Below are 22,069 nucleotides of genomic sequence, written 5' to 3' on the forward strand. Positions count from 1 at the left end.
ATAAAGCCACCAATTGGTGGCTTTATTGTTTAATATAATTTTTCTCTATTTTGAGTAAGGGAAATTTCGCGAAACCTTCCTCATCATGTGCTCAACCAAATCATCGGTTGATGTTGTTATGCTATCATTCATTGTTTTAAAGAAACGCCAAAGTAAATCTCCGGTTGAACCATTGTTAAGTGTTAACGTTAGCGTGCCTGTTCCCGTTTTGCCACCAAGGCCACCAAATAAAACTGCCGAAGCAATGGCGCCAGCTTCACTTTTAGTTTGTTCAGTTTCAAAACTTCCTCCTAAAACGGCATCAACACCTAAAATTTTTGCAATCTCATCTTTGGTCATTTCTTCAAGCTTATCAGCTATGCCTGCTTTTTTTAATAAAATATTCGTCCTATCTACATCTTGAAATTCAACGGTGTAGTCGCTCGCTTTTCGAAGTAGGAAAGTATACATGCTTGATTGGATGGATTTAGACATCGTTTTTTCCTGATCTCTGTTTGCCTCAGCGTTAAAATTTTTCGGCATTTTTTTGTAAGAAATTTTTGTAGCGAAAGGTAAAATTGCAACTAACTTGTGCTTTGCTTTTTCAGCATTTAACTTTGGGCTTTCGAAAACCTGTTTGGAACCTTCGAATTGTGCAAACGCACCAAAAGATGCGCCAACGACTAAGAGCGTTAATAAGAGTTTTTTCATCATTATAAATTTGTTTAATCAAACATATAAAATTTTAGATATTTCTCACAATTGCTTTTGACTTTTGAATTACCCTCATCATTTATTAATCAGGTATTTTTGATTTATGAAAGTAGAAATCTGGTCGGATGTAATGTGTCCGTTTTGCTATATCGGGAAACGTCATTTTGAAAAAGCCATAGAAGCTTTACCCTTTAAAAATGAGATTGAAGTTGACTGGAAAAGCTATCAGCTAAATCCTGAATACCATAATATAAACAATGAAAATGTTTATGATTATTTGTCGAGAAGCAAAGGCATGCCAATTGAACAAGCCAAACAAATGACTAAGCAGGTTGTGGAGATGGCTACTAACGCAGGTTTAACAATTGATTTTGATAAAAATATTCCTGCGAATACTTTCAATGCGCATCGTTTAATTCATTTAGCTGCTAAACATAATCTACAGGATTTGGCAGAGGAAAAACTTTTCGAAGCCCATTTTGTACGCAGTTTAAATATTGGGGAAGATGCTGTTTTATTGCAACTGGCAGAAGAGATAGGATTGGATAAAGCAGAAGCCAAAGAGGTTTTACAAAGCGATAAATTTGCAGAAGAGGTACGTTATGATATATATGAAAGCCAGAATTTAGGTATTCGGGGCGTTCCTTATTTTGTAATGGATAGGAAATATGCTGTTTCAGGAGCGCAACCCGTTCAAGCTTTTACGGATGCATTAACGCAAAGTTTTACAGAATGGAAATCTACTCAGCCAAATACAAATCTAACTTCTTTGAATAAAAATAATGATGCGATTTGCGATGAAAATGGTTGTGAGATATAAATTGTTGTTTCCGCAGATTTCGCTAATTACGCAGATTTTCCTTGTTGAGAAATCACTACCATGCGAAAAATTATTTTAATAATTCTGAGCCTTCTGAGTTTCTGTGGCTTAAAAAATCATTATTGGTCTATGGGCATTAAAACAATATCATCTCCCTTTTAGCGGCGTTAACAAATATTCTAATCCATTAACTCTAATTTCGAACATGGTGGCCATCAAATCACCTAATTTTCCTTTTGGGAAACCTTTATCTTTATACCAAAGCAAATAACTTTCGGGTATGTTGCAAATTAAATAGCCTTTATATTTACCGTAAGGCATTTGCATTTTGACTAAATCGAGTAATAAAGTTGGGTCTAACATTAATCTATCAACTCTAAAGTTTGTATCGCTTCTTCAACCGTTACAACATTATCAAAAGCGATTCTTAAAGTGTTTTTTACCTCTTTTAAATTACACATTCGTGGATGATTTTGTGCGAAAGTTAAAATTTTAGTAAAAGTTTCTGAATCAAAATACCTCGATTGTTTATCACTAAGAAAATATCCGCGTAAACTATTCTTTTTAAAACTGATTTTTTCGAAACCTAATTTTTTGCCTAACCATTGCAGCCTAACTACACTCAACATGGTTTTAACCTGAGGAGGTACCGGACCAAATCTATCAGCCAAATGCTTTTCAAAAACGGCCAATTCTGTTTCGTCGCCAAGTTTGGATAGCTCGGTATATAAGTTATATCGTTCAGTAATATTGGTAATATATGCGTCAGGTATATACAGTTCCAAATCGGTATCAACTTGTGTAAAACCTACAAATGGGCGATTAGGTTCATGCTCAAATAAGCCTTTAAATTCGGCTTCTTTCAATTCCTGAATGGCTTCATCTAATATTTTATGGTACATCTCAAAACCGATTTCTGCAATAAAACCACTTTGTTCTGCACCTAACAAATTTCCACTTCCGCGAATATCCAAATCTCGCATGGCTACATTAAAACCACTACCTAAATCAGAGAATTCTTCAATAGCACTTAATCGTTTTCTGGCTTCGGATGTTAAAGTTGAAAGTGGTGGCGACAATAAGTAGCAAAATGCTTTTTTATTGCTTCGCCCAACGCGACCACGCATTTGGTGCAAATCGCTTAAGCCAAACATGTGGGCGTGATTAATGATAATTGTATTAGCGTTTGGAATGTCTAAGCCGGCCTCAATAATTGTGGTCGCAACCAAAACATCTTTTTCTCCGTTAATGAAATCCAGCATCACATCTTCCAAAGCATCGCCATCTAACTGACCATGAGCAATACCAATTCTTGCCTTCGGAACTAATTTTTGAATTAAACCTCCTAATTGCATCAAATCATTCACCCGATTATGGATGAAGAAAGCCTGCCCGCCTCTATCCAATTCAAATTGAATAGCCTCCTGAATTAATTTATCATTAAATACATGTAATTCGGTACTAACTGGTTGACGGTTCGGTGGAGGTGTGCTTATAATTGATAAATCTCTTGCACCCATTAACGAGAAGTGTAACGTTCTCGGAATTGGCGTTGCTGTCAAGGTTAAAGTATCAACATTTACACGCACAGCTTTTAAACGTTCTTTTGCAGTAACACCAAATTTCTGCTCTTCATCAATAATCATGATGCCGAGATCTTTAAACTTAACATCTTTGCTCAGTAAACGATGCGTCCCAATCAAAATATCAACTTTTCCTGCTGCAGCTTCTGCTAATGTATCTTTAATTTGTTTACTGGTTTTAAAACGATTAATGTAATCAACCGTAACCGGAAAATCTTTTAATCGCGAAGAGAAGGTTTTAAAATGTTGAAGCGCTAAAATTGTTGTTGGAACTAAAATTGCAGCTTGTTTGCCTTCTGCCACAGCTTTAAACGCCGCACGTACTGCAATTTCTGTTTTTCCAAAACCTACATCACCACAAACTAACCTATCCATTGGATGTGGCGATTCCATGTCCTTTTTAACATCCTGAGTAGCCTTTAACTGGTCGGGCGTATCCTCATAAATAAAAGATGCTTCAAGTTCTGTTTGTAAATAACCATCTGGAGAAAAAGCTGTGCCTGCCTGCGTTTTCCGTAAGGCATAAAGTTTAATTAAATCGCGGGCAATGTCTTTAACTTTTTTTTTTGTGGTCTTTTTAAGCTTATCCCAGGCATCGGTACCTAGCTTATTCATTTTAGGTACGCCACTATCTTTACCGCTGTATTTCGCAATGCGATTTAAGGAGTTAATGTTTACGTAAAGCAAATCATTATCGGCATAAATAAGCCGAATCATTTCTTGCGTTTTGCCATTCACCTCAACCTTCTCTAATCCTGCATATTTACCAATACCATGATCGATATGTGTTACATAGTCGCCAGATTTCAGTTCGCGAAGATCTTTTAGTGTTATGGCTTGACTTTTTTGATAGCCTTTTTTTAATTTGTATTTATAGTAACGGTCAAAAATCTGGTGGTCGGTGTAAAATGCAGTTTGTATTTGCGCATCAACAAAACCTTCACGCAGCATGCTGTTAATTGGCGTAAACTTCGCGGTTTTATCAATATCTTCTAAAATGGCATATAAGCGCTCAATTTGCTTTGGCGAATCGGTAAAAATAAAGTTGACGATTCCGGCTTTTTCATTCTCTTTTAGGTTGTGAATCAGCAGATTAAAATCTTTATTAAAAGATGGCTGTGGGCGGGTTTCGAACTCAAAACGATTTTCTGTTTGATAAAAAAACTGCTTACCAAATTCTATAATCGGAAAATCCTGAAGATGATCGCCGAGTAATTTCTCATCAGTAAATGCAAATTTCGGGTCAATCCAATCGGGGTTTTGAGTTTTCTCAGCTAGTGATAAAGCTTTCCAAAGCTCAACAGCTTTTTTATAACCTGCCTTAACTATATCGAGCGTAAATTCGACATCTTTAAACCAGAGTTGAGTATCTTTATCAATATAATCCAGTATGCTGATGTTGCTTTCTGTTAAAAATTTTGCCTGTACATTTGGTACAATAGTTAGCGATTTTACGTCTGCTACCGAAAGTTGACTTTCTATTTCAAAGCTTCTGATGCTTTCTACTTCATCACCAAAAAACTCAATGCGGTATGGCAAATCTGATGAGAACGAGAAAATATCTACAATTCCCCCACGAATAGAAAACTGACCGGGTTCGTAAACAAAATCTCTTCTATCAAAATCGTAATCAATCAAAAACTCATTAATAAAATCGATGCCTAGCTTGGCGCCAAGACTAATTTCGAGCGTATTTTTTTCTAAAGCAGAGCGGTCGATAACCTTTTCGGCGATGGCTTCGGGATAAGAAACTACAATTTTTCCGTATTCCGAATCATGATTAAGTTCATTTAAAACCTCTGCACGAGCCAATACATTTGCGGTATCTACCTGCGTAAAATCAAACGATTTACGGTAAGAGGAAGGGAAAAGCAAGACTTGTTTATCTAAAACACTTTCCAAATCAGATAGAAAATAGGCAGCCTCTTCCCTATCAGGCAATACAAAAAATAGAGGTTTATGTAATAAGAAATACGATGAAAGGGCAACTAAAGCATCGGCAGATCCTACCAATCCTTTCAATTGTATTTTTGGGTTTTTAGAAGTGTTCAACGCTTTGGTAAATTGCGTTACCCTATCGTCGGTTCTGTATCTGTTTATTAAATCGCGAATATTCAAGGCACAAAAATAAGCTTATCTTTTATATTTAACCGCAAACTTGTGTAAAGGTTTTTTTAAGTTTACAGCTAATTAGCTATTAAAACAGAAAAATTTCTTCGAAGCAATAAAGCACTTTGTCGTTTATATTTTAGGGTTGGTCGAATTAATGCTTCTTTCTGTAACAAAACTTTTTCCTTTACTTCTAATTCATATAAAAAGCAAAACATGAAACATTTAAAAAGCTTTCCAATTGAACTTGTTTTCTGGGTTGTAGCTTTGGTTTTATTGGCAAATGCAAATGCTCAGGAGCATCACTTTACAATTTGTCCGCTAGCAAATTTAGGCTTTGCAGATTGGTGCCCCGGATGCGGATTAGGAAGAGCAATAAGCCATATTTTACATGGTGAGTTTGCCGAAAGTTTTAAAGAACATTGGTTTGGTTTGCCAGCTTTAACAATTATAGTTTATAGAATAGTAACATTGATACAATACAAAAGAAACAAAAAATACACAACAATAAACACATAGAAATCATGGATATATTTCAATCACCTCTAATGTCGTTACCAGGTATAACACCAGAGGAGTACTCGTACTTACAACAAGCAACAACAGGCTTAACAGAACAACAGCTACGAAACTTTTTAATGGTTTACAGCAGCAAAAGAAAGAATCCGTCAGACATGCTTATTTTCTGCATAATTGGTCTATTAATTGTGCCAGGATTGCAACGATTCATTATCGGACAGATAGGCATGGGAATATTGTATCTATTTACTTTCGGCCTATGTTTTATCGGTTCAATAGTAGATGTAATAAACCACAAAACGCTTTCTTTCGAACACAACCAGAAAATGGTATTTGAAAGTTTGCAAATGGTTAGAATGGGTGGCTTTCAATAATTGCCTAATTCTTAGAAAAGCAAAGACAGCGCAATTTTTAACGTTCGTCCCGCCATACACTACAAGTCCGCACCCGATGAAAAATCGGGTTTGCGGGCTTTTCGTTTCTGTCGGGTTTATTTTATTTTGGTTCTCCAAAACTCACAAAAGTTTTTGCCCGCCTTGCCTTTTAAACTTCATAAGTTTGCCCAAATTTTTATCTTTATAGCATGAGATTATCAGACATAACCAATTACCTGGAAAGCATTGCGCCTTTAAATTATCAAGAAGATTACGATAATTCGGGCTTAATAGTTGGCGACCCAAATATGGATATCACGGCGGCTTTGGTTGCTTTGGATTGCGTAGAGAAAATAGTTGATGAAGCAATATCTACAGGCTGTAATTTGATAATTACCCATCACCCCATTGTTTTTAAAGGCTTAAAAAAGTTAAATGGTAAAAACTACGTTGAGCGGGTAATACTTAAAGCGATTAAAAATAATGTAGCGCTTTATGCTATCCACACCAATTTAGATGCAGTGCATACCGGAGTTAATGCAAAAATCTGCGATAAATTAGGGTTAAGTGGCATTAAAGTACTTTCCCCAAAATCTGGCTTGTTAAAAAAACTAGTTACATTTTGTCCGCAAGCGCAGGCAGAACAATTACGCTCGGCACTTTTTTACGCCGGCGCCGGTAATATTGGCAATTACAGTGAAGTAAGTTTTAATGGTGATGGCTTTGGCACTTTTAAGGCCGATGAAAATGCGGCGCCGTTTGTTGGCGAAAAAGGAATGCGCCATCATGAACCTGAAATAAGAATAGAGGTAATTTACCCTATTCAAACCGAGCGCAAAATTTTGGTGGCATTATTCGAAAATCATCCTTATGAAGAGGTTGCTTATGATTTATTTAATTTGGAAAATAAACACCAGCAAGTTGGTTCAGGAATGGTTGGTTGGTTAGAGTATGATATGGATGCCTACGATTTTTTACACATGGTAAAAGATAAAATGCAGGCAAAAGTTGTTCGGTACACTTCGGTTCTCCCAAAAAGGATAAAGAAGGTAGCCGTTTGCGGTGGCTCTGGAAGCTTTCTTTTAAAAGAAGCAATTGCTGCGGGCGCAGATGCATTCATAACCGCAGATTTTAAATACCATGAGTTTTTTGATGCAGAGGAAAAATTAATCATTGCCGACATCGGACACTTTGAAACTGAACAATTTACCTCTAATTTATTGGTTGAAATTATTCAGAAAAAATTTACTAACTTTGCAATCCGTTTAACGGAGCAAAATACAAACCCCATAAATTACTTGTTTTAATGGAACAAACCGTAGAACAAAAGCTAAAAGCTTTATACGAATTACAAAATATCCACACAAAAATTGATAAAATTCGCCAGGTTAGAGGTGAATTACCAATGGAAGTTGCCGACCTTGAAGATGATGTGTTAGGATTAGAAACCAGAATCCAAAAAATTAAGGCAGAACTTGATGACCTTGAAGATTCTATCGTAACGCGTAAAAACACGATTAAAGATGCTCAAGCAGGCATAAAAAGATACGATTCTCAATTAAAAGAAGTTAAAAACAATCGCGAATACGATGCTTTAACTAAAGAAATTGAAATTCAAGGTTTAGATATTCAGGTTTCTGAAAAGAAAATTAAAGAACATGGTTTCGAAATCACTTCTAAAACTGAAATCTTCGAAGCTGCGAAAGCAGAATTAGAAGGCAGAAAAAAAGATTTAGAAGTTAAAAAAGGCGAACTTGATGTAATTACTGCTGAGACAGAAAAGGAAGAGCAAGATTTACAAAAGAAAGCAGATAAAGCTGAGCCAACAATTGATGAGCGTTTATTGGTTGCTTATAAACGCTTACGCAAAAATGCGGTTAACGGTTTAGCTGTTGTAACCATCGACCGTGATTCTTGTTCAGGTTGCTTTAATCAAATTCCACCTCAACGCCAGTTAGACATTCGTCAACGTAAAAAAATTATTGTTTGCGAGCATTGTGGACGTATTTTAGTTGATGAAGCTTTAACGCATGAAGTGGCAGAAGCTTAGTTAACCATATATATTATTTTAAAAGTCTTGATGCAAATCAGGACTTTTTTTATTTACATCCAGCTTTTATCATTTGGCTTAACAAAAGAATTTTGCCTATTTATTGCCTCAAATTAAGGTACAATATTTGTACAACCTTTCAGAATCAAACATAATTAGCATAAAAAAATACAATGATTAAAGGCTTAAAATTTGCTTCTCTTTTTTTCGTTATCACGTTTCTTCTTCCTAAAAATACATTTGCCAATTTCGATTTTAACAACAATTGCTTAAATGCTTACAAAAGTATATTTGAACTTAAGCTAGGCAATGCAAAAGCATATATCGCCACAGAAAAAAAGCAGCATCCAAATAATTCGATTATACCTTTACTCGAAAATTATGTAGATTATTTCAGCTTGATAACATCGGGCAGCAAAACCGACTTCGATAAATTAAAAGGAAATAAATCTTCCAGGTTGGATAAAATAAGTGATGATGATAAAAACTCTCCTTACTATTTATATGCGCAGGCAGAAATAAATTTACAATGGGCTTTAATTCGCGGACGCTTTGGAGAGTTTTTTAATGCCGCAATGGAAATTAGAAAAGCCAACAATCTATTGCTGGAGAATAAAAAAAAGTATCCAAACTTTTTGCTGAATGATAAAGGCTTAGGGTTAATTAATACGGTTTTAGGCAACCTTCCTGATGGTGCATTAAAAAGCGCATTATCAACAGTTGGCATTAAAGGCAATACCCAGGCTGGTTTAACAATGCTTGATAAGCTTGCTGAAACCTTACCAAAATCATCCTACGAACCATTTTACGAAGAAGTGGTTTTTTATTACGCTTATGTTTTAACCGATGTTGCGCATAGCTCATCGGCATATGCTAAAACCATAAAATTTACAGAACGTATCGCAGATACTAGCTTACTTAAATCATACTTGCAGAGCTATGTTTGTATTAAAACAGCACATAACGATGAGGCTATAAAAATTTTAGCCAACAAGCCTGAAGGAGGTGTTTATCAGCCATTTCCATATTTGGATTATTTAGAAGGCATAGCCCATTTGAACAAATTGGATTTGAACGCAGCTTTGTACTTCAATAAATTCTTGCAAACAAATAAGGGTGCGAATTATATTAAGGATGCTAACTTACACCTCGGATGGATTGCACTCTTAAAAGGCGATAAATCTGGTTATTCTTCTTTTATATCAAAGGCTACAAATTCGGGTTATTTGTATAGTGAGAAAGATAAGCAAGCCCAAAATGAGGCTTCTGCTCCGGCACCACCAATAGATTTGCTTAAAGCAAGATTATTATATGATGGTGGATATTTATCAAGAGCTTTGCAGTTACTTGACGATAAAAAAACTGCCGATTACACATCTGATAAAGATAAAACAGAATTCAATTATCGCTTTGGAAGAATTGTGGATGACTTAGGAAAAGATGATTTGGCTTTAAGTTATTATCAAGCTGCAATAACACAAGGCAAAGGATTAAAATATTATTTTGCCGCAAATGCAGCTTTGCAAATGGGTAAAGTGTATGAGAAAAAAGGTAATAAGCCAAAAGCAAAAGAGGCTTTCAATAATGCCATATCTATGAAAAATCATGAATATGAAAACAGTATTGAAAGCCAGGCAAAAATGGGTTTAAAAAGAATAGGATTTTAAAAACGATAAATAAATGCGTTAATGTGCATACCTGCACCTACTGAAGCAAATACTGCTACATCACCTTTTTTAACTTTATAGCCTTTAACTTGTTCTTTTAAAACCAAATCCAACAGAGTTGGGATGGTAGCTACAGAGCTATTTCCTAACCAGCTAATAGTCATAGGAACTAGGTTTTCTGGAACGGTATCTAAGCCATAAAGCTTAAAAAGTCTTTTCATAATGGCAGCATCCATTTTGCCATTAGCCTGATGAACAAATACAATATTTATATCCTCAATGCTTAATCCTGCCTTATCAATCGCTTTTTTAATTACTTGTGGAACTTGAATTACAGCAAATTCGTAAAGCTTTCGGCCATTCATTTTAAGATAAGCATTTCCATTTGCTTCTTCTGGATTGGAACTTTTGCCCATGGTTAATAAACCACCATGGTTAAGGGAATGGGTTTCTGTTTTGTGAGCCAGAATACCAATTTTATCTTCAGTTGATACACCTTCAAAAATTACCGCCCCGGCACCATCTGAAAAAATCATGCTATCTCTATCATGCGGATCAATAATCCGGGATAATGTTTCTGCCCCAATAACTAGCACACGTTTAGCATCACCGCTTCTAATAAAATAATCGGCCTGAATTGTACCTTGAACCCAACCAGGACAGCCAAAAATAACATCGTAAGCAACACAATCTGGGTTTTCTATACCCAAAAGCTTCTTAACTTTCGAAGCCAATGAAGGCAAGATATCTGTACGATTGCTGTCTAAAGGAATATCGCCAAAATTGTGGCAAAAGATGATATAATCTAGCGTTTCTTTATCAATGCCCGCATTTTCTATTGCATTTTCTGCGGCTTTAGCGCCTATTTGGTTGCTTAACTGATCGGCGTCTGCATATCTTCTCTCCACAATTTCAGTAATCTCTGAAAACTTATGAATGATTTCGGCATTTTCCTTTTCTAAGATATTTCCATTCTCAAAAAAAGTAGAGTTTAAAAATTCATTACCGGAAATAACATTTTCAGGAATGTAACTTCCTGTGCCGATAATTGTAGTTTGTATAGTTGTGCTCATAATTATAATACCGCATACTAAAACGGTATGTGGTATAAAAATATCACTAATAAATTAGATTCGGAAATAATTATGAAAAATCATCAATTAAAAACACAAACAACTCCTTTGGTCCGTGTGCGCCAAGTACTAACGTTTTTTCAATATCGGCTGTTCTGCTTGGGCCGGTAATGTTACTTATCATTGATGGAATTTGATTTCCATATTTGTTTTTAAGCAACTGGAAACCATCTTTTAAATCTAAAACCAGCTGGCTGGTTCTGGCGATTACAATATGATGATGAGGGAAAATACTTAATCTTCTACCAGCAGCACTTTCATTTGATACCATTACACTACCATTTCTGGCAATTAGCGCTTCGCAAAGGGTTACGCCTACTTCTGCTTGTTCAAAATCTTTATCTGTTTGATAAAATGGGAATTCATATTTCGCTAAAAAATCCTGTAATTCTGGTTCCCAGCAATAAATTTTGCGCCATTTAAACCTATCAGCTAGTTGAAGCATATTTTCAATGAAATCTATTCCATCTTCACAAAAAATAAAATTACCAGAAACAGCTGCAAGTTGCTCTGCAAAAAGCACTTCAAGTTCATCAGTATTGTTTTTATACAGTGGGCTTTCTTCTAAATTTGGATAAGGATTTTCACGCTTCTCTAAAAGCGCTTTCCTTATTTTCTTTAGCATCTGTTCTTTTGCTGTTGTATTATCCCTCATGGTATAAAAAATAAAACCTCGAATTTTTACATCCGAGGTTTCAAATATATTAATATCAATTTAATATTTATGCTTATTCTGAAGCTGGCTTAATCCCGGTAACTTCTTTATCAACGTCTGCGTTACCTACTCCATCATGAATTAAGCCTTCAGCAGCAGGTGTTTGGTCGCCTGTGCCGTTAACAAATTCATCATAAGTTGTACGAGTATCAAAAGGTCGTTTACCTAAAATTTCTTCTAAATCTGCTTGAAATAAAATTTCTTTCTCTAATAATTTTTGAGCAAGTTTTTCTAAACCGTCTTGTTTATCAATTAGTAGTTGTTTCGTTTTAATGTAAACATCGCCAATTAATTTACGCACTTCAACATCAATCAGTTCTGAAGTTTTTTCAGAATATGGTTTGTTAAAGTTGTATTCGTTTTGAGGATCGTGAAAGGAAACATTACCAACAGCCTCATTCATACCATAAATACTAACCATTGCATAAGCCAGTTTAGTGATGCGTTCTAAATCGTTTTGTGCACCAGTAGATATGCGACCAAAAGTTATGTCTTCTGCAACACGACCACCCATTGTCATACACATACCGTCAGTTAATTGCTCAGTAGTGTAAAGAAACTGCTCTTTTGGTAAGTATTGTGCATAACCTAACGCGGCAACACCACGAGGAACAATAGATACTTTAACCAATGGATCAGCATGTTCTAAAAACCAACCTGCAATAGCATGTCCAGCTTCATGATAGGCAACGATTCGCTTTTCTTCAGGTGAAATAATTTTATTTTTCTTTTCTAATCCACCAATCACACGGTCAATTGCATCTTGAAAATCTTGCATATCAACCGATTCTTTGTTTCTACGAGCAGCAATAAGCGCTGCCTCATTACAAACATTTGCAATTTCGGCACCAGCAAAACCAGGCGTTTGAGCTGATAGCTTCTTGGCATCAACCTCAGCTGAAGTTTTAATTGGTTTTAAGTGTACATTAAAAATATGTTCACGGCCAACTAAATCTGGCTTATCAATAGAAATTTGTCTATCGAAACGACCTGGACGAAGTAAAGCAGAGTCCAAAACATCAGGACGATTGGTCGCTGCCAAAATGATAATACCAGAATCGGTACCAAAACCATCCATCTCAACCAATAGTTGATTTAATGTATTTTCACGCTCATCGTTACCACCCATTACGCTGTTTTTACCACGAGCACGACCAATAGCATCAACCTCATCAATAAAAATAATACATGGTGCTTTGTCTTTAGCTTGTTTAAACAAATCACGTACACGCGAAGCACCCACACCTACAAACATTTCCACAAAATCAGAACCTGATAATGAGAAAAATGGAACCTGAGCTTCGCCGGCAACAGCTTTCGCTAATAAAGTTTTACCTGTACCTGGAGAGCCTACAAGCAAAGCACCTTTAGGTATTTTACCACCAAGATTAGTATATTTTTTAGGGTTTTTAAGGAAATCGACAATTTCCATAACCTCTTGTTTGGCTTCTTCTAAACCAGCAACATCATTAAAAGTAATGTTAACCTGACTTTCTTTATCAAATAAAGTAGCTTTCGATTTTCCAATACTAAAAATTTGTCCTCCACCGCCAGCTCCACCGCCCATTCTGCGCATCATGAATACCCAAAATGCAATTAAAAGCAATACAGGAACAATAATGGTTAAAAACCAGCTTGCTAAAGGGTTGTTCTTAGTTGTTGGTTGAGCTAAAATTCTTTTCTCACTCGGTATATCTTTTTGAGAATCTGCAAGCAATTTGTCAAGCGCATCTGGAGAACCTGCTATAAAATATACAGTTGGACCAGTTGCCGCACCTGTATTAAAACTACTTGTACTTTTATAAGCTTTATATTCGGGCTTGTTAAGACTATCTTTTTTTATATAAACCTCTGCTTTAACAATATCATCAGCTTTGTAAGAAATGATTTTTTCTACATCGCCTTTTAAAAGCATTTGCGTTTCAAATGTTCTATAAGAAACTTCTTTTCCGCCATCAGTAGTAAATAAAAATTGAGCGGCAATAATGGCAACTATTATAGCGGCGTAAACCCAAAAGATATTAAACTTCGAACCTTTTTGTGGCTTTTTTGGGATATTTGGTAATTTTTTCCCTAATTTCTTGTTTTCGTTTGTATTTTGATTATCGTTCATTGTCTTATTCAAAAGGTGTGGTATGGTTATGCGCTCTGATAATTTGTGCTTTCAGCATCACCCCATAATTCTTCAATGCCATAAAAGTGGCGCTTTTCGGTTTTAAAAATGTGCACAACCACGTCGAAATAATCTAAAATAACCCAATCTGCAGATTCAAAACCTTCTTTATGTCTTGGGTCTGCTTGAGTTGCCTTATATATTTCTTTTTCAACGCTATCGGCAATGGCTTTTACCTGCGTTGCAGAATTTGCGCTCGCAATAATAAAATAATCCGCTACTGATGTGTGAATGTTTTTTAGATCCAACCGCACTATATCTTCTCCTTTTTTCTCTTGTATGCCGTGTACGGCCAATTCAGAAAGGTATGTAGAAAGGGCTACTATTTTCTTTTTTACCATTAAAATGCTTTAATTTTGGAATTACAATAATATAAATTCAACACTTGCAAAATAACACTTTTTCGACACTATTTGTTGGTCAAAATTTAATCAAATTAAAAGAAGTTGATTCTACTAATAACTATTTAAAGAATCTGGCTTCAAATTCCGAGCCATTACCCGAGGGAACTGTAATTATGGCAGATAACCAATTTGCAGGTAGAGGACAGCAAGAAAGTGTTTGGCAAACAGAGCCTGGCAAAAATATTAGTACAAGCATTTACCTAAAATCGTCGTTCTTGCCTATTTCAAAGCAGTTTTATCTCAATATGGCTGTTAGTTTAGCTGTATCCGATGCATTATCATTTTTCCTCCCTTCGCCCGTTGCAGTAAAGTGGCCAAACGATATATATTACAATAGAAAGAAACTTGGTGGCATACTTATAGAAAATGCACTGACAGGCTCAATTATAAAATCATCGGTTGTAGGTATAGGTTTAAACATTAACCAACAGGCTTTTGGTAATGATTTAAGTAGAAAGGCGACATCAGTATATCAGATTTTGAATAAGGAATTGGACTTAAATCTCATATTAGAAAAGATTTTTGTTTATATGGAAAAATACTATTTAATTTTGAAATCAGAACGTTATGCTATTTTACACAGCGATTACTTAAATAGGTTGCTTTACTTTGACATAGCAACTAGCTTTATTCAAAATGGTCAGGTTTTTGAAGGTAGGATAAAAGGAGTTGAAGACAGTGGCCATTTAATTATGGAGGTTGATGGAAATATCAGGCACTTTAACTTTAAAGAAATAGAATACATACACACAAATTAAACACATAATGAAAAAAATCACCTTAGTATTATCGCTGGTATTGTTTACCCTTACCGGCGCCTTTGCTCAAATTGAAAAACCAGTAACCTGGGCATATGTAGCAAAAAAAACTAGCAAAACCGAAGCAACACTGTATATAAAAGCTTCTATTGATAACAAATGGCATATCTACTCGCAGAATTTAAAAAGCGGTGGTCCGGTTAAAACTACTTTTACTTTCTCTCCATCCAAAGATTTTACCCTTGTTGGTAAAACCACAGAGCCAAAAGCGATTGTAAAGTATGAAGATACATTTAAAATGAACGTGAGTTATTTCGAAAACCAAGTAATTTTTCAACAAAAAATCAAATTAAATAAAGGTGTAACCGCTGTTAAAGGCAAAGTAGAATTTATGGTTTGTAACGATAGGCAATGTCTTCCACCCGAGGAAGTTGAGTTCAGCATCCCGGTTAAGTAATTGCAAATAAACGTTTTAAACAGTTCCAAATTTTGGGACTGTTTCTGTTTTAAGTAAAATCTACATTGTGCTTGCATATAGATTAATGGTTTTGTGTAATTTCGCCAGCTTAATCACACACACACATGAAAAAGGTTTTATTTTTACTTATGCTAGTTGCAATGTTTATTGCTTTGCCGGCATCAGTAAGTTTTGCCAATACAATTCAAGATACCACAGCCGCGGTACCTGATGATATCCAGTTTACAGAGGTAGGCTCTGCACAGGATAGTGCTGCAAATAGTGTTGTTAAGGATTCTTCAAAGAAAGATACAACCGCATCATTGGCAAAAGTAGAACCCGCAAAACCAGAACAAGGTTCATCTCAAACATTGTTATCAATATTTGCTGCCGGTTTTATAGCCGGTTTAATTGCATTTCTGCTTCCGTGTATTTTTCCTATGGTACCGTTAACGGTAAGTTATTTTACCAAACGAGCCGAAACGAAAGGTAAAGGCATTCAAGGTGCAATTATATATGGTGTTTCTATCATTGTAATTTATGTGTTCTTAGGCTTATTAATTACTTTAATATTTGGTGCTAGTGCTTTAAATGAATTGGCCACTGATGGATTTTTTAATGTTTTCATCTTTTTAATATTACTTGTATTCGGTATATCCTTTTTAGGTGCATTCGAAATCACCTTACCAAGCTCTTTTGTTAATAAAATGGATTCAAAATCCGATTCAAAGGGCTTAACAGGAATATTTTTTATGGCAGCAACTTTAGCCGTTGTGTCGTTCTCGTGTACAGGTCCATTAATCGGTACATTGTTGGTTACTGTTGGTCAATCGGGGGGTTTTTTAGCGCCGATTATGGGTATGTTTGGTTTCTCGCTTGCATTGGCCTTAATATTTGTAGTTTTTGCAATATTCCCTAGTTGGATGACATCTTTACCAAAATCAGGTGGGTGGTTAAACTCGGTTAAGGTTGTATTGGGATTAATAGAGATTGCGCTTGCTTTAAAGTTTTTATCAACTGCAGATTTGGCCTACCATTGGGGGATTTTGGATAGAGAGGTCTTTATCGCAATTTGGGTAGTTATTGCTTTCATTTTAGGTTTTTACCTCTTAGGAAAAATAAAATTCTCTCATGATAGTGATTTGCCTTATGTATCTATACCAAGATTATTTTTTGCTGGGGTTGCATTCGTTTTTGCATTTTATTTGATACCGGGTTTATGGGGAGCGCCTTTAAAAGCTGTAAGTGCCTTAGTTCCACCTCTTTCAACTCAAGATTTTGTACTTAATCAAAATGCAGGAGGAGTAGTAACGGCAGAACCCACTCATCCTAAAAGAAAGTATGCCGACTTCTTAGAAATTCCACTTAAAATTGATGGTTTTTTTGATTATGAAGAAGCTTTGGCTTATGCTAAAAAAGAAAAAAAACCGCTTTTTTTGGATTTTACAGGACATGGTTGTGTTAATTGTAGGGAGATGGAAGCAAAGGTTTGGTCAGATCCACGTGTGTTAAAAATCTTAAAGGAAAAATATGTTGTTGTATCCCTTTATACAGATGATAAAACAAGTTTGCCAAAAAATGAGCAATTCGACTCAAAGATTTTAGAAACAAAAGTAAATACGGTAGGTAAAAAATTTAAGCATTTACAAGCAGAAAGATTTAATACGATATCGCAACCGTATTATGTACTTTTGGGAACTGACGAAAAAGAATTAGTTTCTCCTCCAATTGGAGTAGAATTTAAAATAGAGAAATATTTGCAATATCTGAATAAGGGACTTTCGGCATTTGCTAAAAACCAAACAAATGAATAAGATAAAGAATATTGGCGTTTTAACCTCCGGCGGAGATTCTCCGGGCATGAACGCCGCAATAAGGGCTGTTGTTAGAGCTTCTATCTATTATGATATAGAAGTAACAGGCTTTCTTCGTGGATACGAAGGTTTGATAAACGATGATTGTTTGCCGATGGATCGTAAATCGGTAGCAAACATAATTCAGCGTGGCGGCACAATTTTAAAAACTGCTCGCAGCGAAGCGTTTAAAACCGTAGATGGAAGAAGAAAGGCTTTCAACAACTTAAAAAGAAGAAATATTGATGCTTTAGTAGTTATTGGTGGCGATGGAACATTTACCGGAGCAAATATTTTTGGTCAGGAATACGATTTTCCTATTGTAGGTATGCCTGGTACTATTGATAACGATTTAGCTGGTACTGATTTTACAATTGGTTATGATTCGGCAATTAACACGGTTATTGATGCTGTTGACAAAATCAGAGATACGGCAGAATCTCACGACAGGCTTTTCATTGTAGAAGTTATGGGTCGCGACTCTGGTTTAATTGCTTTAAGAAGTGGAATTGGTGTTGGCGCCGAAGCAATTCTTATCCCCGAAGCAAACATGGGTGTAGAAGATGTTTTACACAAATTAGAACATAGCCGAAGAGATAAATCATCAAAAATTATAATTGTTGCTGAAGGAGACGATGCAGGCGGTGCTTTCAAAGTTGGCGAAATTTTGCAATCAAAGTACCCGCATTACGATACTAAAGTTTCTGTTTTGGGTCACATTCAGCGGGGTGGCAAACCAACCTGCATGGATAGGGTTTTAGCAAGCCGGTTAGGTGTTTCTGCTGTAGAAGGCTTAATAAATGGCGAAAGAAATGTTATGGCAGGACAGGTAAATAGAGAAATGATTTTTACGCCATTTGATCATGCTATAAAACACATCGACGCAGAAAAGGTAAGCTCTACCTGGATAAAACTTATTGACATCCTATCTTTTTAAATACTATTGGATGAATAGGATTTTGCCTATTCATCCAATAAAAACTATAAACTTTCTAAAATAACAGCTGTTCCGCTTGCGGTAACCATAAGCATACTGCCGCCTGTACCAACAGTTTCATAATCTAAATCTACCCCAACAATAGCATTAGCGCCCAATGCTGCTGCATATTGTTGCATTTCACTCACTGCGGTATTTTTTCCTTCTCTTAAAACCTGTTCGTAAGCGCTAGAGCGCCCGCCAACAATATCTCTTATTCCGGCAAATAAATCCTTAAAAATATTTGCGCCAATAATCGTTTCACCGGTAACTAAACCAATGTACTTTACAATTTTTGAGCCTTCAACCGAAGGTGTTGTGGTTACTAACATAGCTTTAAGTTTTTTATTTATAAGAGATTTTTTGTTAAATGTTACAAAATTTGTAGGAAAGCAGGGTTCGGTTTTTATCTTTTTCAATCCTCCCGCTATTCATTTCAAGCTTCGCAATAGAAAAAATTGCTTCGCTTTACATTGCTATCAGGTTTATTTAACATAGGTTATCGCTGCTATTTCCGCTTCGGTCCGGCATAGTTTAAAAATAAATTTATGCAATCATAGTAAGTTTTGCATCAATCTAAAAAAGACAAAACATTATGAAACTATCTAAAGCCTTATTCACCATCCCTTTAATTTTATTTGCATTTTTTGCTCATGCACAAATGCCAGTGCTCAAAGTTCAGCAAGCAGAAACAAACCAACAAAAGGAAGTGGTTAAGCTTAAGAAATTAAGTATTGATGTTCAAATTACAGGAAACATAGCAACAACAGTTATGACTATGACTTTCTACAACAACAGTAATAAAATTTTAGAAGGTGAACTAACTTTTCCAATGCCCGAAGGCGTAAGCATTAGTCGCTATGCGCTAGATATAAATGGAAAAATGCGGGAAGCAGTTCCGGTAGAAAAGGCAAAAGCAACCGAAGTTTTCGAGAGCATTGAGCGGCGACGAGTAGACCCTGGCTTACTGGAAAAAGTAGAAGGAAATAATTTTAGAACAAGGATTTATCCTTTGCCTGCAAATGGCAGTCGAACCATTATCGTGGGTTATGAAGAAGAATTAAATTTCAATAGTGGAACCTTTTTACGCTATAATCTGCCTCTTGATTACAATCAGCCCATTGATAATTTCTCTTTAAAAACAACTGTTTTCGAAAGTGTTTTAAAACCCGAACTAGGCGAACAACCCGACGGCAGTTTCGATTTTAAAGCTAATGGAAATACTTATGTTGGTGAAATTAATAAAACCAATTATCAACCTAAAAATGGTTTAACAATTAATGTCCCAAAAAGAAATGATTTGCCTGAAGTGCAAATGCAAAAAGCATCAACCGGATATTATTTTTTGGTTAATGTTTTTCCGAAAAGTCAAAGTCGTCCGCGGCAATGGGCAAATCAAATCGGCTTAATTTGGGATGCTTCTTTGAGCGGTTTGCAGCGAGACACTAAAAAGGAATTGGAGCTTTTAGATTTGATAATCAAAGAGAAACGAAACTTAACAATTCAATTAGGTTTGTTAAATAATGGATTTAAAAATGCCGGAACATTTGTAATCAACAATGGAAATTGGTCGGTATTAAAAGATAGATTAACACAAGTTGTTTACGATGGTGGTACAAATTTTAGCGCCATTAAGTCTAATATAAATCCCGCAGCCGAAGAATATTTTTTCTTTAGTGATGGCTTATCAACCTTCGGAAAAAATACAGTCGCATTAAATAAGCCTGTTCATTGCATAAATACATCTCTGAAAGCAGATTATAGTACCTTGAAATACATTAGCCTAAAAACAGGTGGTCAGTTCGTAAACCTGAATGCAATTTCTACTGATGATGCTTTTAAACAATTAAGTCAGCAAAATCTTCAGTTTTTAGGCATTAAAAACGGAGCTGATATTCGGCAAACTTATCCATCGATGCACGTAAATGTAAACGGACATTTATCCGTAGCCGGAATTATGAATGGTTTAAATACGGAGTTCGTTCTTCAATTTGGTTATGGTAATACGGTAGTTGCAGAGCAAGCCATTCGTCTTAATGCAACAGAGCATGCTTTAAGTAGTATAAATGTGAGTAGGGTTTGGGCGCAAAAGAAAATAGACGAAATGGATATCCAATATGAGGAGAATAAAGATGATGTAAGTGTCTTGAGTAAACAGTTTGGCATCGTAACAAGAAATACAAGCCTGATTGTTTTAGAAAACCTAGATGATTATTTACGTTATGATATTACACCACCTGCAGAATTACGTCCCGCTTACGACGGGGTTTTAAAGCAGCGCAGAGCCGATATTTTAGAACGTAAAACCGATTTAATAAATGCTGCGGTTGCAATGAGCAAAGATTTAAAAACCTGGTGGAATACCGATTTTTATTACAAAGAACCTATAAAGAAAAAAGAGCAATACCCAACGCCGGAAAATGTAGTTGTTGCGCTTCCAAATAGAACAGCCCAAGGTAGCTCATCAATATCACGCTCTGCACAGCAGGCAAGTCCGATAGTTCCGCCAAGAATTCAGGCAGACAAAGCGGCTGAACCTCCGGTGGTTGAAAGGCTTGGAGAAGCGGAAGATAAAAATGCATTAAAAGAAGTTGTTGTTACGGCTTCATCCGCTCAAGCAAAAAGGATGGTAACGGGTTCTGTAGTAAGAATCAGCGCAGAAAGCCTTGTCTCAAATACGAACAGCGATTTTACAAGCGCCCTGCAAGGAAGGGTTGCAGGTGTGAGTATTCAAAACAACAATCGGGCTATACCGGAAAAGCAACCTGAAATTATAATCCCCGAATTTAAAAGCGATAAGGATTATATGAAAAGTTTGGTTGGAAAACCTGATAGTGCTTATCAAGCATATTTAAAAATGCGACCAAATTACATTACCACACCAATGTTTTATTTTGATGTTGCCAATTGGTTTTACTTAAAGAATGATAGTGTAAGGGCATTAACTATCTTAAGCAATATTGCCGATTTAGATTTGGAAAATGCCGATTTGTATAAAACCCTTGCATATAAATTAAAACAGACCGGCAATTATGCAGAAGAAATTTTTGTAACCCAAAAGGTTTTGCAATGGCGCCCGATGGATGCACAGAGTTACCGCGATTATGCGCTGGCTTTGGCTGACGCAGGTCAATATCAAAAAGCTTTAGATAATTTGTATAAAGTTTTAACTCAAAGCTATAATGCCCAAACATCAGATAGAGATGAAGGAATTGAAGAAATTATCATCTCCGAAATTAATAATTTGATTAGTAAACATGGAAGTAAGTTAAATTTAAAGGGAATTGATAAGAGATTAATTCAACCCTTACCTGTTGATGTTAGAGTGGTGCTAAATTGGAATAGAAATGATACCGATATTGATTTGTGGTTAACAGACCCAACTGGTGAAAAAGGCTATTACGGAAATTCCAGAACCAAAATTGGTGGTCGGATTAGTAATGATTTTACATCTGGTTACGGTCCTGAACAGTTTATGATAAAACAAGCGGTGAACGGGAAATACAAAATTGAAGTGAATTATTTTGGCGACAGGCAAATCAACATCAGTGGCCCAACAACTGTAACTGCAGAAATTTACACTCGTTAAGCAACAGGCAAGCAACAGAGAAAAGTAATTGTACTACCAATGGCGGCAGGAAATCGCGATGGAAACCTGGTTGGAGAGTTTAGCTTCTAATTGAAGTACACTAATAATTAACCAGATAAGAAATGTAAGAATATAAGTTTGAAGCCCAGCTTAAATGTTCTTACATTTCTTATATGGTTTAGCAAGCAAACCTAAA

The 22,069-nt window shown here is 35.8% G+C and carries 19 protein-coding genes; 11 read left to right on the forward strand and 8 right to left on the reverse strand.

The features are described from left to right. Positions 1-45 precede the first annotated feature (45 nt). Entirely contained in the window at positions 46-693 is a 648-nt protein-coding gene (locus tag ACFOWA_RS11405) for a hypothetical protein (RefSeq protein ID WP_378985199.1), read from the reverse strand. A 103-nt stretch (positions 694-796) separates the two neighbouring features. Between ACFOWA_RS11405 and ACFOWA_RS11410 the strand changes: the two genes are divergently transcribed. Further along, positions 797-1,513 (forward strand): DsbA family oxidoreductase, encoded by a 717-nt coding sequence (locus ACFOWA_RS11410; RefSeq protein WP_378985201.1) that lies wholly within the window; start codon positions 797-799, stop codon positions 1,511-1,513. Between the two features lie 147 nt (positions 1,514-1,660). Here ACFOWA_RS11410 and ACFOWA_RS11415 read toward each other — a convergent pair whose 3' ends face one another. Next, positions 1,661-1,876 carry a DUF3820 family protein gene (locus ACFOWA_RS11415; protein ID WP_123207064.1) on the reverse strand — a complete coding sequence of 72 codons (216 nt, stop codon included), beginning with the start codon at positions 1,874-1,876 and terminating at the stop codon, positions 1,661-1,663. Beyond that, positions 1,876-5,214: a transcription-repair coupling factor gene (mfd, locus tag ACFOWA_RS11420; RefSeq protein ID WP_378985203.1), complete on the reverse strand. Its 3,339-nt coding sequence runs from the start codon at positions 5,212-5,214 to the stop codon at positions 1,876-1,878. The genes ACFOWA_RS11415 and mfd overlap by 1 nt, the downstream gene beginning before the upstream one ends. Positions 5,215-5,421: 207 nt before the next feature. Between mfd and ACFOWA_RS11425 the strand changes: the two genes are divergently transcribed. The 5 genes from ACFOWA_RS11425 to ACFOWA_RS11445 all read left to right on the forward strand — a co-directional run bounded on the left by ACFOWA_RS11425 (position 5,422) and on the right by ACFOWA_RS11445 (position 9,815). Continuing rightward, positions 5,422-5,724, forward strand: coding sequence for a DUF2752 domain-containing protein (locus ACFOWA_RS11425; protein WP_378985205.1), 303 nt, complete (start codon positions 5,422-5,424; stop codon positions 5,722-5,724). 5 nt (positions 5,725-5,729) lie between these two features. Beyond that, the gene (locus ACFOWA_RS11430; protein WP_378985207.1) at positions 5,730-6,098 is read left to right on the forward strand and encodes a TM2 domain-containing protein; all 369 of its coding nucleotides are present in this window, start codon (positions 5,730-5,732) and stop codon (positions 6,096-6,098) included. Between the two features lie 209 nt (positions 6,099-6,307). Beyond that, the gene (locus ACFOWA_RS11435) at positions 6,308-7,405 is read left to right on the forward strand and encodes a Nif3-like dinuclear metal center hexameric protein (protein WP_378985209.1); all 1,098 of its coding nucleotides are present in this window, start codon (positions 6,308-6,310) and stop codon (positions 7,403-7,405) included. Continuing rightward, positions 7,405-8,148 carry a zinc ribbon domain-containing protein gene (locus tag ACFOWA_RS11440; RefSeq protein ID WP_378985211.1) on the forward strand — a complete coding sequence of 248 codons (744 nt, stop codon included), beginning with the start codon at positions 7,405-7,407 and terminating at the stop codon, positions 8,146-8,148. The genes ACFOWA_RS11435 and ACFOWA_RS11440 overlap by 1 nt, the downstream gene beginning before the upstream one ends. Before the next feature lie 173 nt (positions 8,149-8,321). Beyond that, entirely contained in the window at positions 8,322-9,815 is a 1,494-nt protein-coding gene (locus ACFOWA_RS11445; protein ID WP_378985213.1) for a tetratricopeptide repeat protein, read from the forward strand. Here ACFOWA_RS11445 and ACFOWA_RS11450 read toward each other — a convergent pair. The 4 genes from ACFOWA_RS11450 to rsfS all read right to left on the reverse strand — a co-directional run bounded on the left by ACFOWA_RS11450 (position 9,812) and on the right by rsfS (position 14,177). Next, positions 9,812-10,888 carry a 3-oxoacyl-ACP synthase III family protein gene (locus ACFOWA_RS11450; RefSeq protein ID WP_378985215.1) on the reverse strand — a complete coding sequence of 359 codons (1,077 nt, stop codon included), beginning with the start codon at positions 10,886-10,888 and terminating at the stop codon, positions 9,812-9,814. The genes ACFOWA_RS11445 and ACFOWA_RS11450 overlap by 4 nt on opposite strands. Positions 10,889-10,958: 70 nt before the next feature. Then, on the reverse strand, positions 10,959-11,603 hold the full coding sequence (locus tag ACFOWA_RS11455; RefSeq protein WP_378985217.1) for a LutC/YkgG family protein: 645 nt from the start codon (positions 11,601-11,603) through the stop codon (positions 10,959-10,961). 73 nt (positions 11,604-11,676) lie between these two features. Beyond that, positions 11,677-13,776 carry an ATP-dependent zinc metalloprotease FtsH gene (ftsH, locus tag ACFOWA_RS11460; protein ID WP_378985219.1) on the reverse strand — a complete coding sequence of 700 codons (2,100 nt, stop codon included), beginning with the start codon at positions 13,774-13,776 and terminating at the stop codon, positions 11,677-11,679. A 26-nt stretch (positions 13,777-13,802) separates the two neighbouring features. Then, a complete protein-coding gene (rsfS, locus tag ACFOWA_RS11465) occupies positions 13,803-14,177 on the reverse strand; it encodes a ribosome silencing factor (RefSeq protein WP_188417028.1) in 375 nt (124 codons plus the stop codon). A 44-nt stretch (positions 14,178-14,221) separates the two neighbouring features. On the opposite strand from rsfS, the gene ACFOWA_RS11470 reads away from it, so the two are divergent. The 4 genes from ACFOWA_RS11470 to pfkA all read left to right on the forward strand — a co-directional run bounded on the left by ACFOWA_RS11470 (position 14,222) and on the right by pfkA (position 18,245). Further along, on the forward strand, positions 14,222-14,998 hold the full coding sequence (locus ACFOWA_RS11470) for a biotin--[acetyl-CoA-carboxylase] ligase (RefSeq protein WP_378985221.1): 777 nt from the start codon (positions 14,222-14,224) through the stop codon (positions 14,996-14,998). A gap of 7 nt (positions 14,999-15,005) precedes the next feature. Further along, positions 15,006-15,455 (forward strand): protein-disulfide reductase DsbD domain-containing protein, encoded by a 450-nt coding sequence (locus ACFOWA_RS11475; RefSeq protein ID WP_378985223.1) that lies wholly within the window; start codon positions 15,006-15,008, stop codon positions 15,453-15,455. Positions 15,456-15,580: 125 nt separating this feature from the next. Further along, positions 15,581-17,269 (forward strand): protein-disulfide reductase DsbD family protein, encoded by a 1,689-nt coding sequence (locus ACFOWA_RS11480; RefSeq protein WP_378985225.1) that lies wholly within the window; start codon positions 15,581-15,583, stop codon positions 17,267-17,269. After that, on the forward strand, positions 17,262-18,245 hold the full coding sequence (gene pfkA / locus ACFOWA_RS11485) for a 6-phosphofructokinase (RefSeq protein ID WP_378985227.1): 984 nt from the start codon (positions 17,262-17,264) through the stop codon (positions 18,243-18,245). The genes ACFOWA_RS11480 and pfkA overlap by 8 nt, the downstream gene beginning before the upstream one ends. A gap of 44 nt (positions 18,246-18,289) precedes the next feature. Here the strand turns inward: pfkA and ACFOWA_RS11490 are convergent, their stop codons facing one another. Beyond that, positions 18,290-18,616, reverse strand: a complete 327-nt coding sequence (locus ACFOWA_RS11490) for a heavy metal-binding domain-containing protein (protein WP_378985229.1) — start codon at positions 18,614-18,616, stop codon at positions 18,290-18,292. 263 nt (positions 18,617-18,879) lie between these two features. Between ACFOWA_RS11490 and ACFOWA_RS11495 the strand changes: the two genes are divergently transcribed. Further along, a complete protein-coding gene (locus tag ACFOWA_RS11495; protein WP_378985231.1) occupies positions 18,880-21,873 on the forward strand; it encodes a VIT domain-containing protein in 2,994 nt (997 codons plus the stop codon). Positions 21,874-22,069 lie beyond the last annotated feature (196 nt).

The organism is Pedobacter lithocola (assembly GCF_042650845.1).
In the GTDB taxonomy this organism is placed as follows: domain Bacteria; phylum Bacteroidota; class Bacteroidia; order Sphingobacteriales; family Sphingobacteriaceae; genus Pedobacter; species Pedobacter lithocola.

What these genes read in the sequence shown, in the direction of transcription:
- ACFOWA_RS11405 (WP_378985199.1), bottom strand. Translation starts at nt 693, where the DNA reads ATGATGAAAAAACTCTTATTAACGCTCTTAGTCGTTGGCGCATCTTTT.
- ACFOWA_RS11410 (WP_378985201.1), top strand. Translation starts at nt 797, where the DNA reads ATGAAAGTAGAAATCTGGTCGGATGTAATGTGTCCGTTTTGCTATATC.
- ACFOWA_RS11415 (WP_123207064.1), bottom strand. Translation starts at nt 1,876, where the DNA reads ATGTTAGACCCAACTTTATTACTCGATTTAGTCAAAATGCAAATGCCT.
- ACFOWA_RS11425 (WP_378985205.1), top strand. Translation starts at nt 5,422, where the DNA reads ATGAAACATTTAAAAAGCTTTCCAATTGAACTTGTTTTCTGGGTTGTA.
- ACFOWA_RS11430 (WP_378985207.1), top strand. Translation starts at nt 5,730, where the DNA reads ATGGATATATTTCAATCACCTCTAATGTCGTTACCAGGTATAACACCA.
- ACFOWA_RS11435 (WP_378985209.1), top strand. Translation starts at nt 6,308, where the DNA reads ATGAGATTATCAGACATAACCAATTACCTGGAAAGCATTGCGCCTTTA.
- ACFOWA_RS11440 (WP_378985211.1), top strand. Translation starts at nt 7,405, where the DNA reads ATGGAACAAACCGTAGAACAAAAGCTAAAAGCTTTATACGAATTACAA.
- ACFOWA_RS11445 (WP_378985213.1), top strand. Translation starts at nt 8,322, where the DNA reads ATGATTAAAGGCTTAAAATTTGCTTCTCTTTTTTTCGTTATCACGTTT.
- ACFOWA_RS11450 (WP_378985215.1), bottom strand. Translation starts at nt 10,888, where the DNA reads ATGAGCACAACTATACAAACTACAATTATCGGCACAGGAAGTTACATT.
- ACFOWA_RS11455 (WP_378985217.1), bottom strand. Translation starts at nt 11,603, where the DNA reads ATGAGGGATAATACAACAGCAAAAGAACAGATGCTAAAGAAAATAAGG.
- ftsH (WP_378985219.1), bottom strand. Translation starts at nt 13,776, where the DNA reads ATGAACGATAATCAAAATACAAACGAAAACAAGAAATTAGGGAAAAAA.
- rsfS (WP_188417028.1), bottom strand. Translation starts at nt 14,177, where the DNA reads ATGGTAAAAAAGAAAATAGTAGCCCTTTCTACATACCTTTCTGAATTG.
- ACFOWA_RS11475 (WP_378985223.1), top strand. Translation starts at nt 15,006, where the DNA reads ATGAAAAAAATCACCTTAGTATTATCGCTGGTATTGTTTACCCTTACC.
- ACFOWA_RS11480 (WP_378985225.1), top strand. Translation starts at nt 15,581, where the DNA reads ATGAAAAAGGTTTTATTTTTACTTATGCTAGTTGCAATGTTTATTGCT.
- pfkA (WP_378985227.1), top strand. Translation starts at nt 17,262, where the DNA reads ATGAATAAGATAAAGAATATTGGCGTTTTAACCTCCGGCGGAGATTCT.
- ACFOWA_RS11490 (WP_378985229.1), bottom strand. Translation starts at nt 18,616, where the DNA reads ATGTTAGTAACCACAACACCTTCGGTTGAAGGCTCAAAAATTGTAAAG.
- ACFOWA_RS11495 (WP_378985231.1), top strand. Translation starts at nt 18,880, where the DNA reads ATGAAACTATCTAAAGCCTTATTCACCATCCCTTTAATTTTATTTGCA.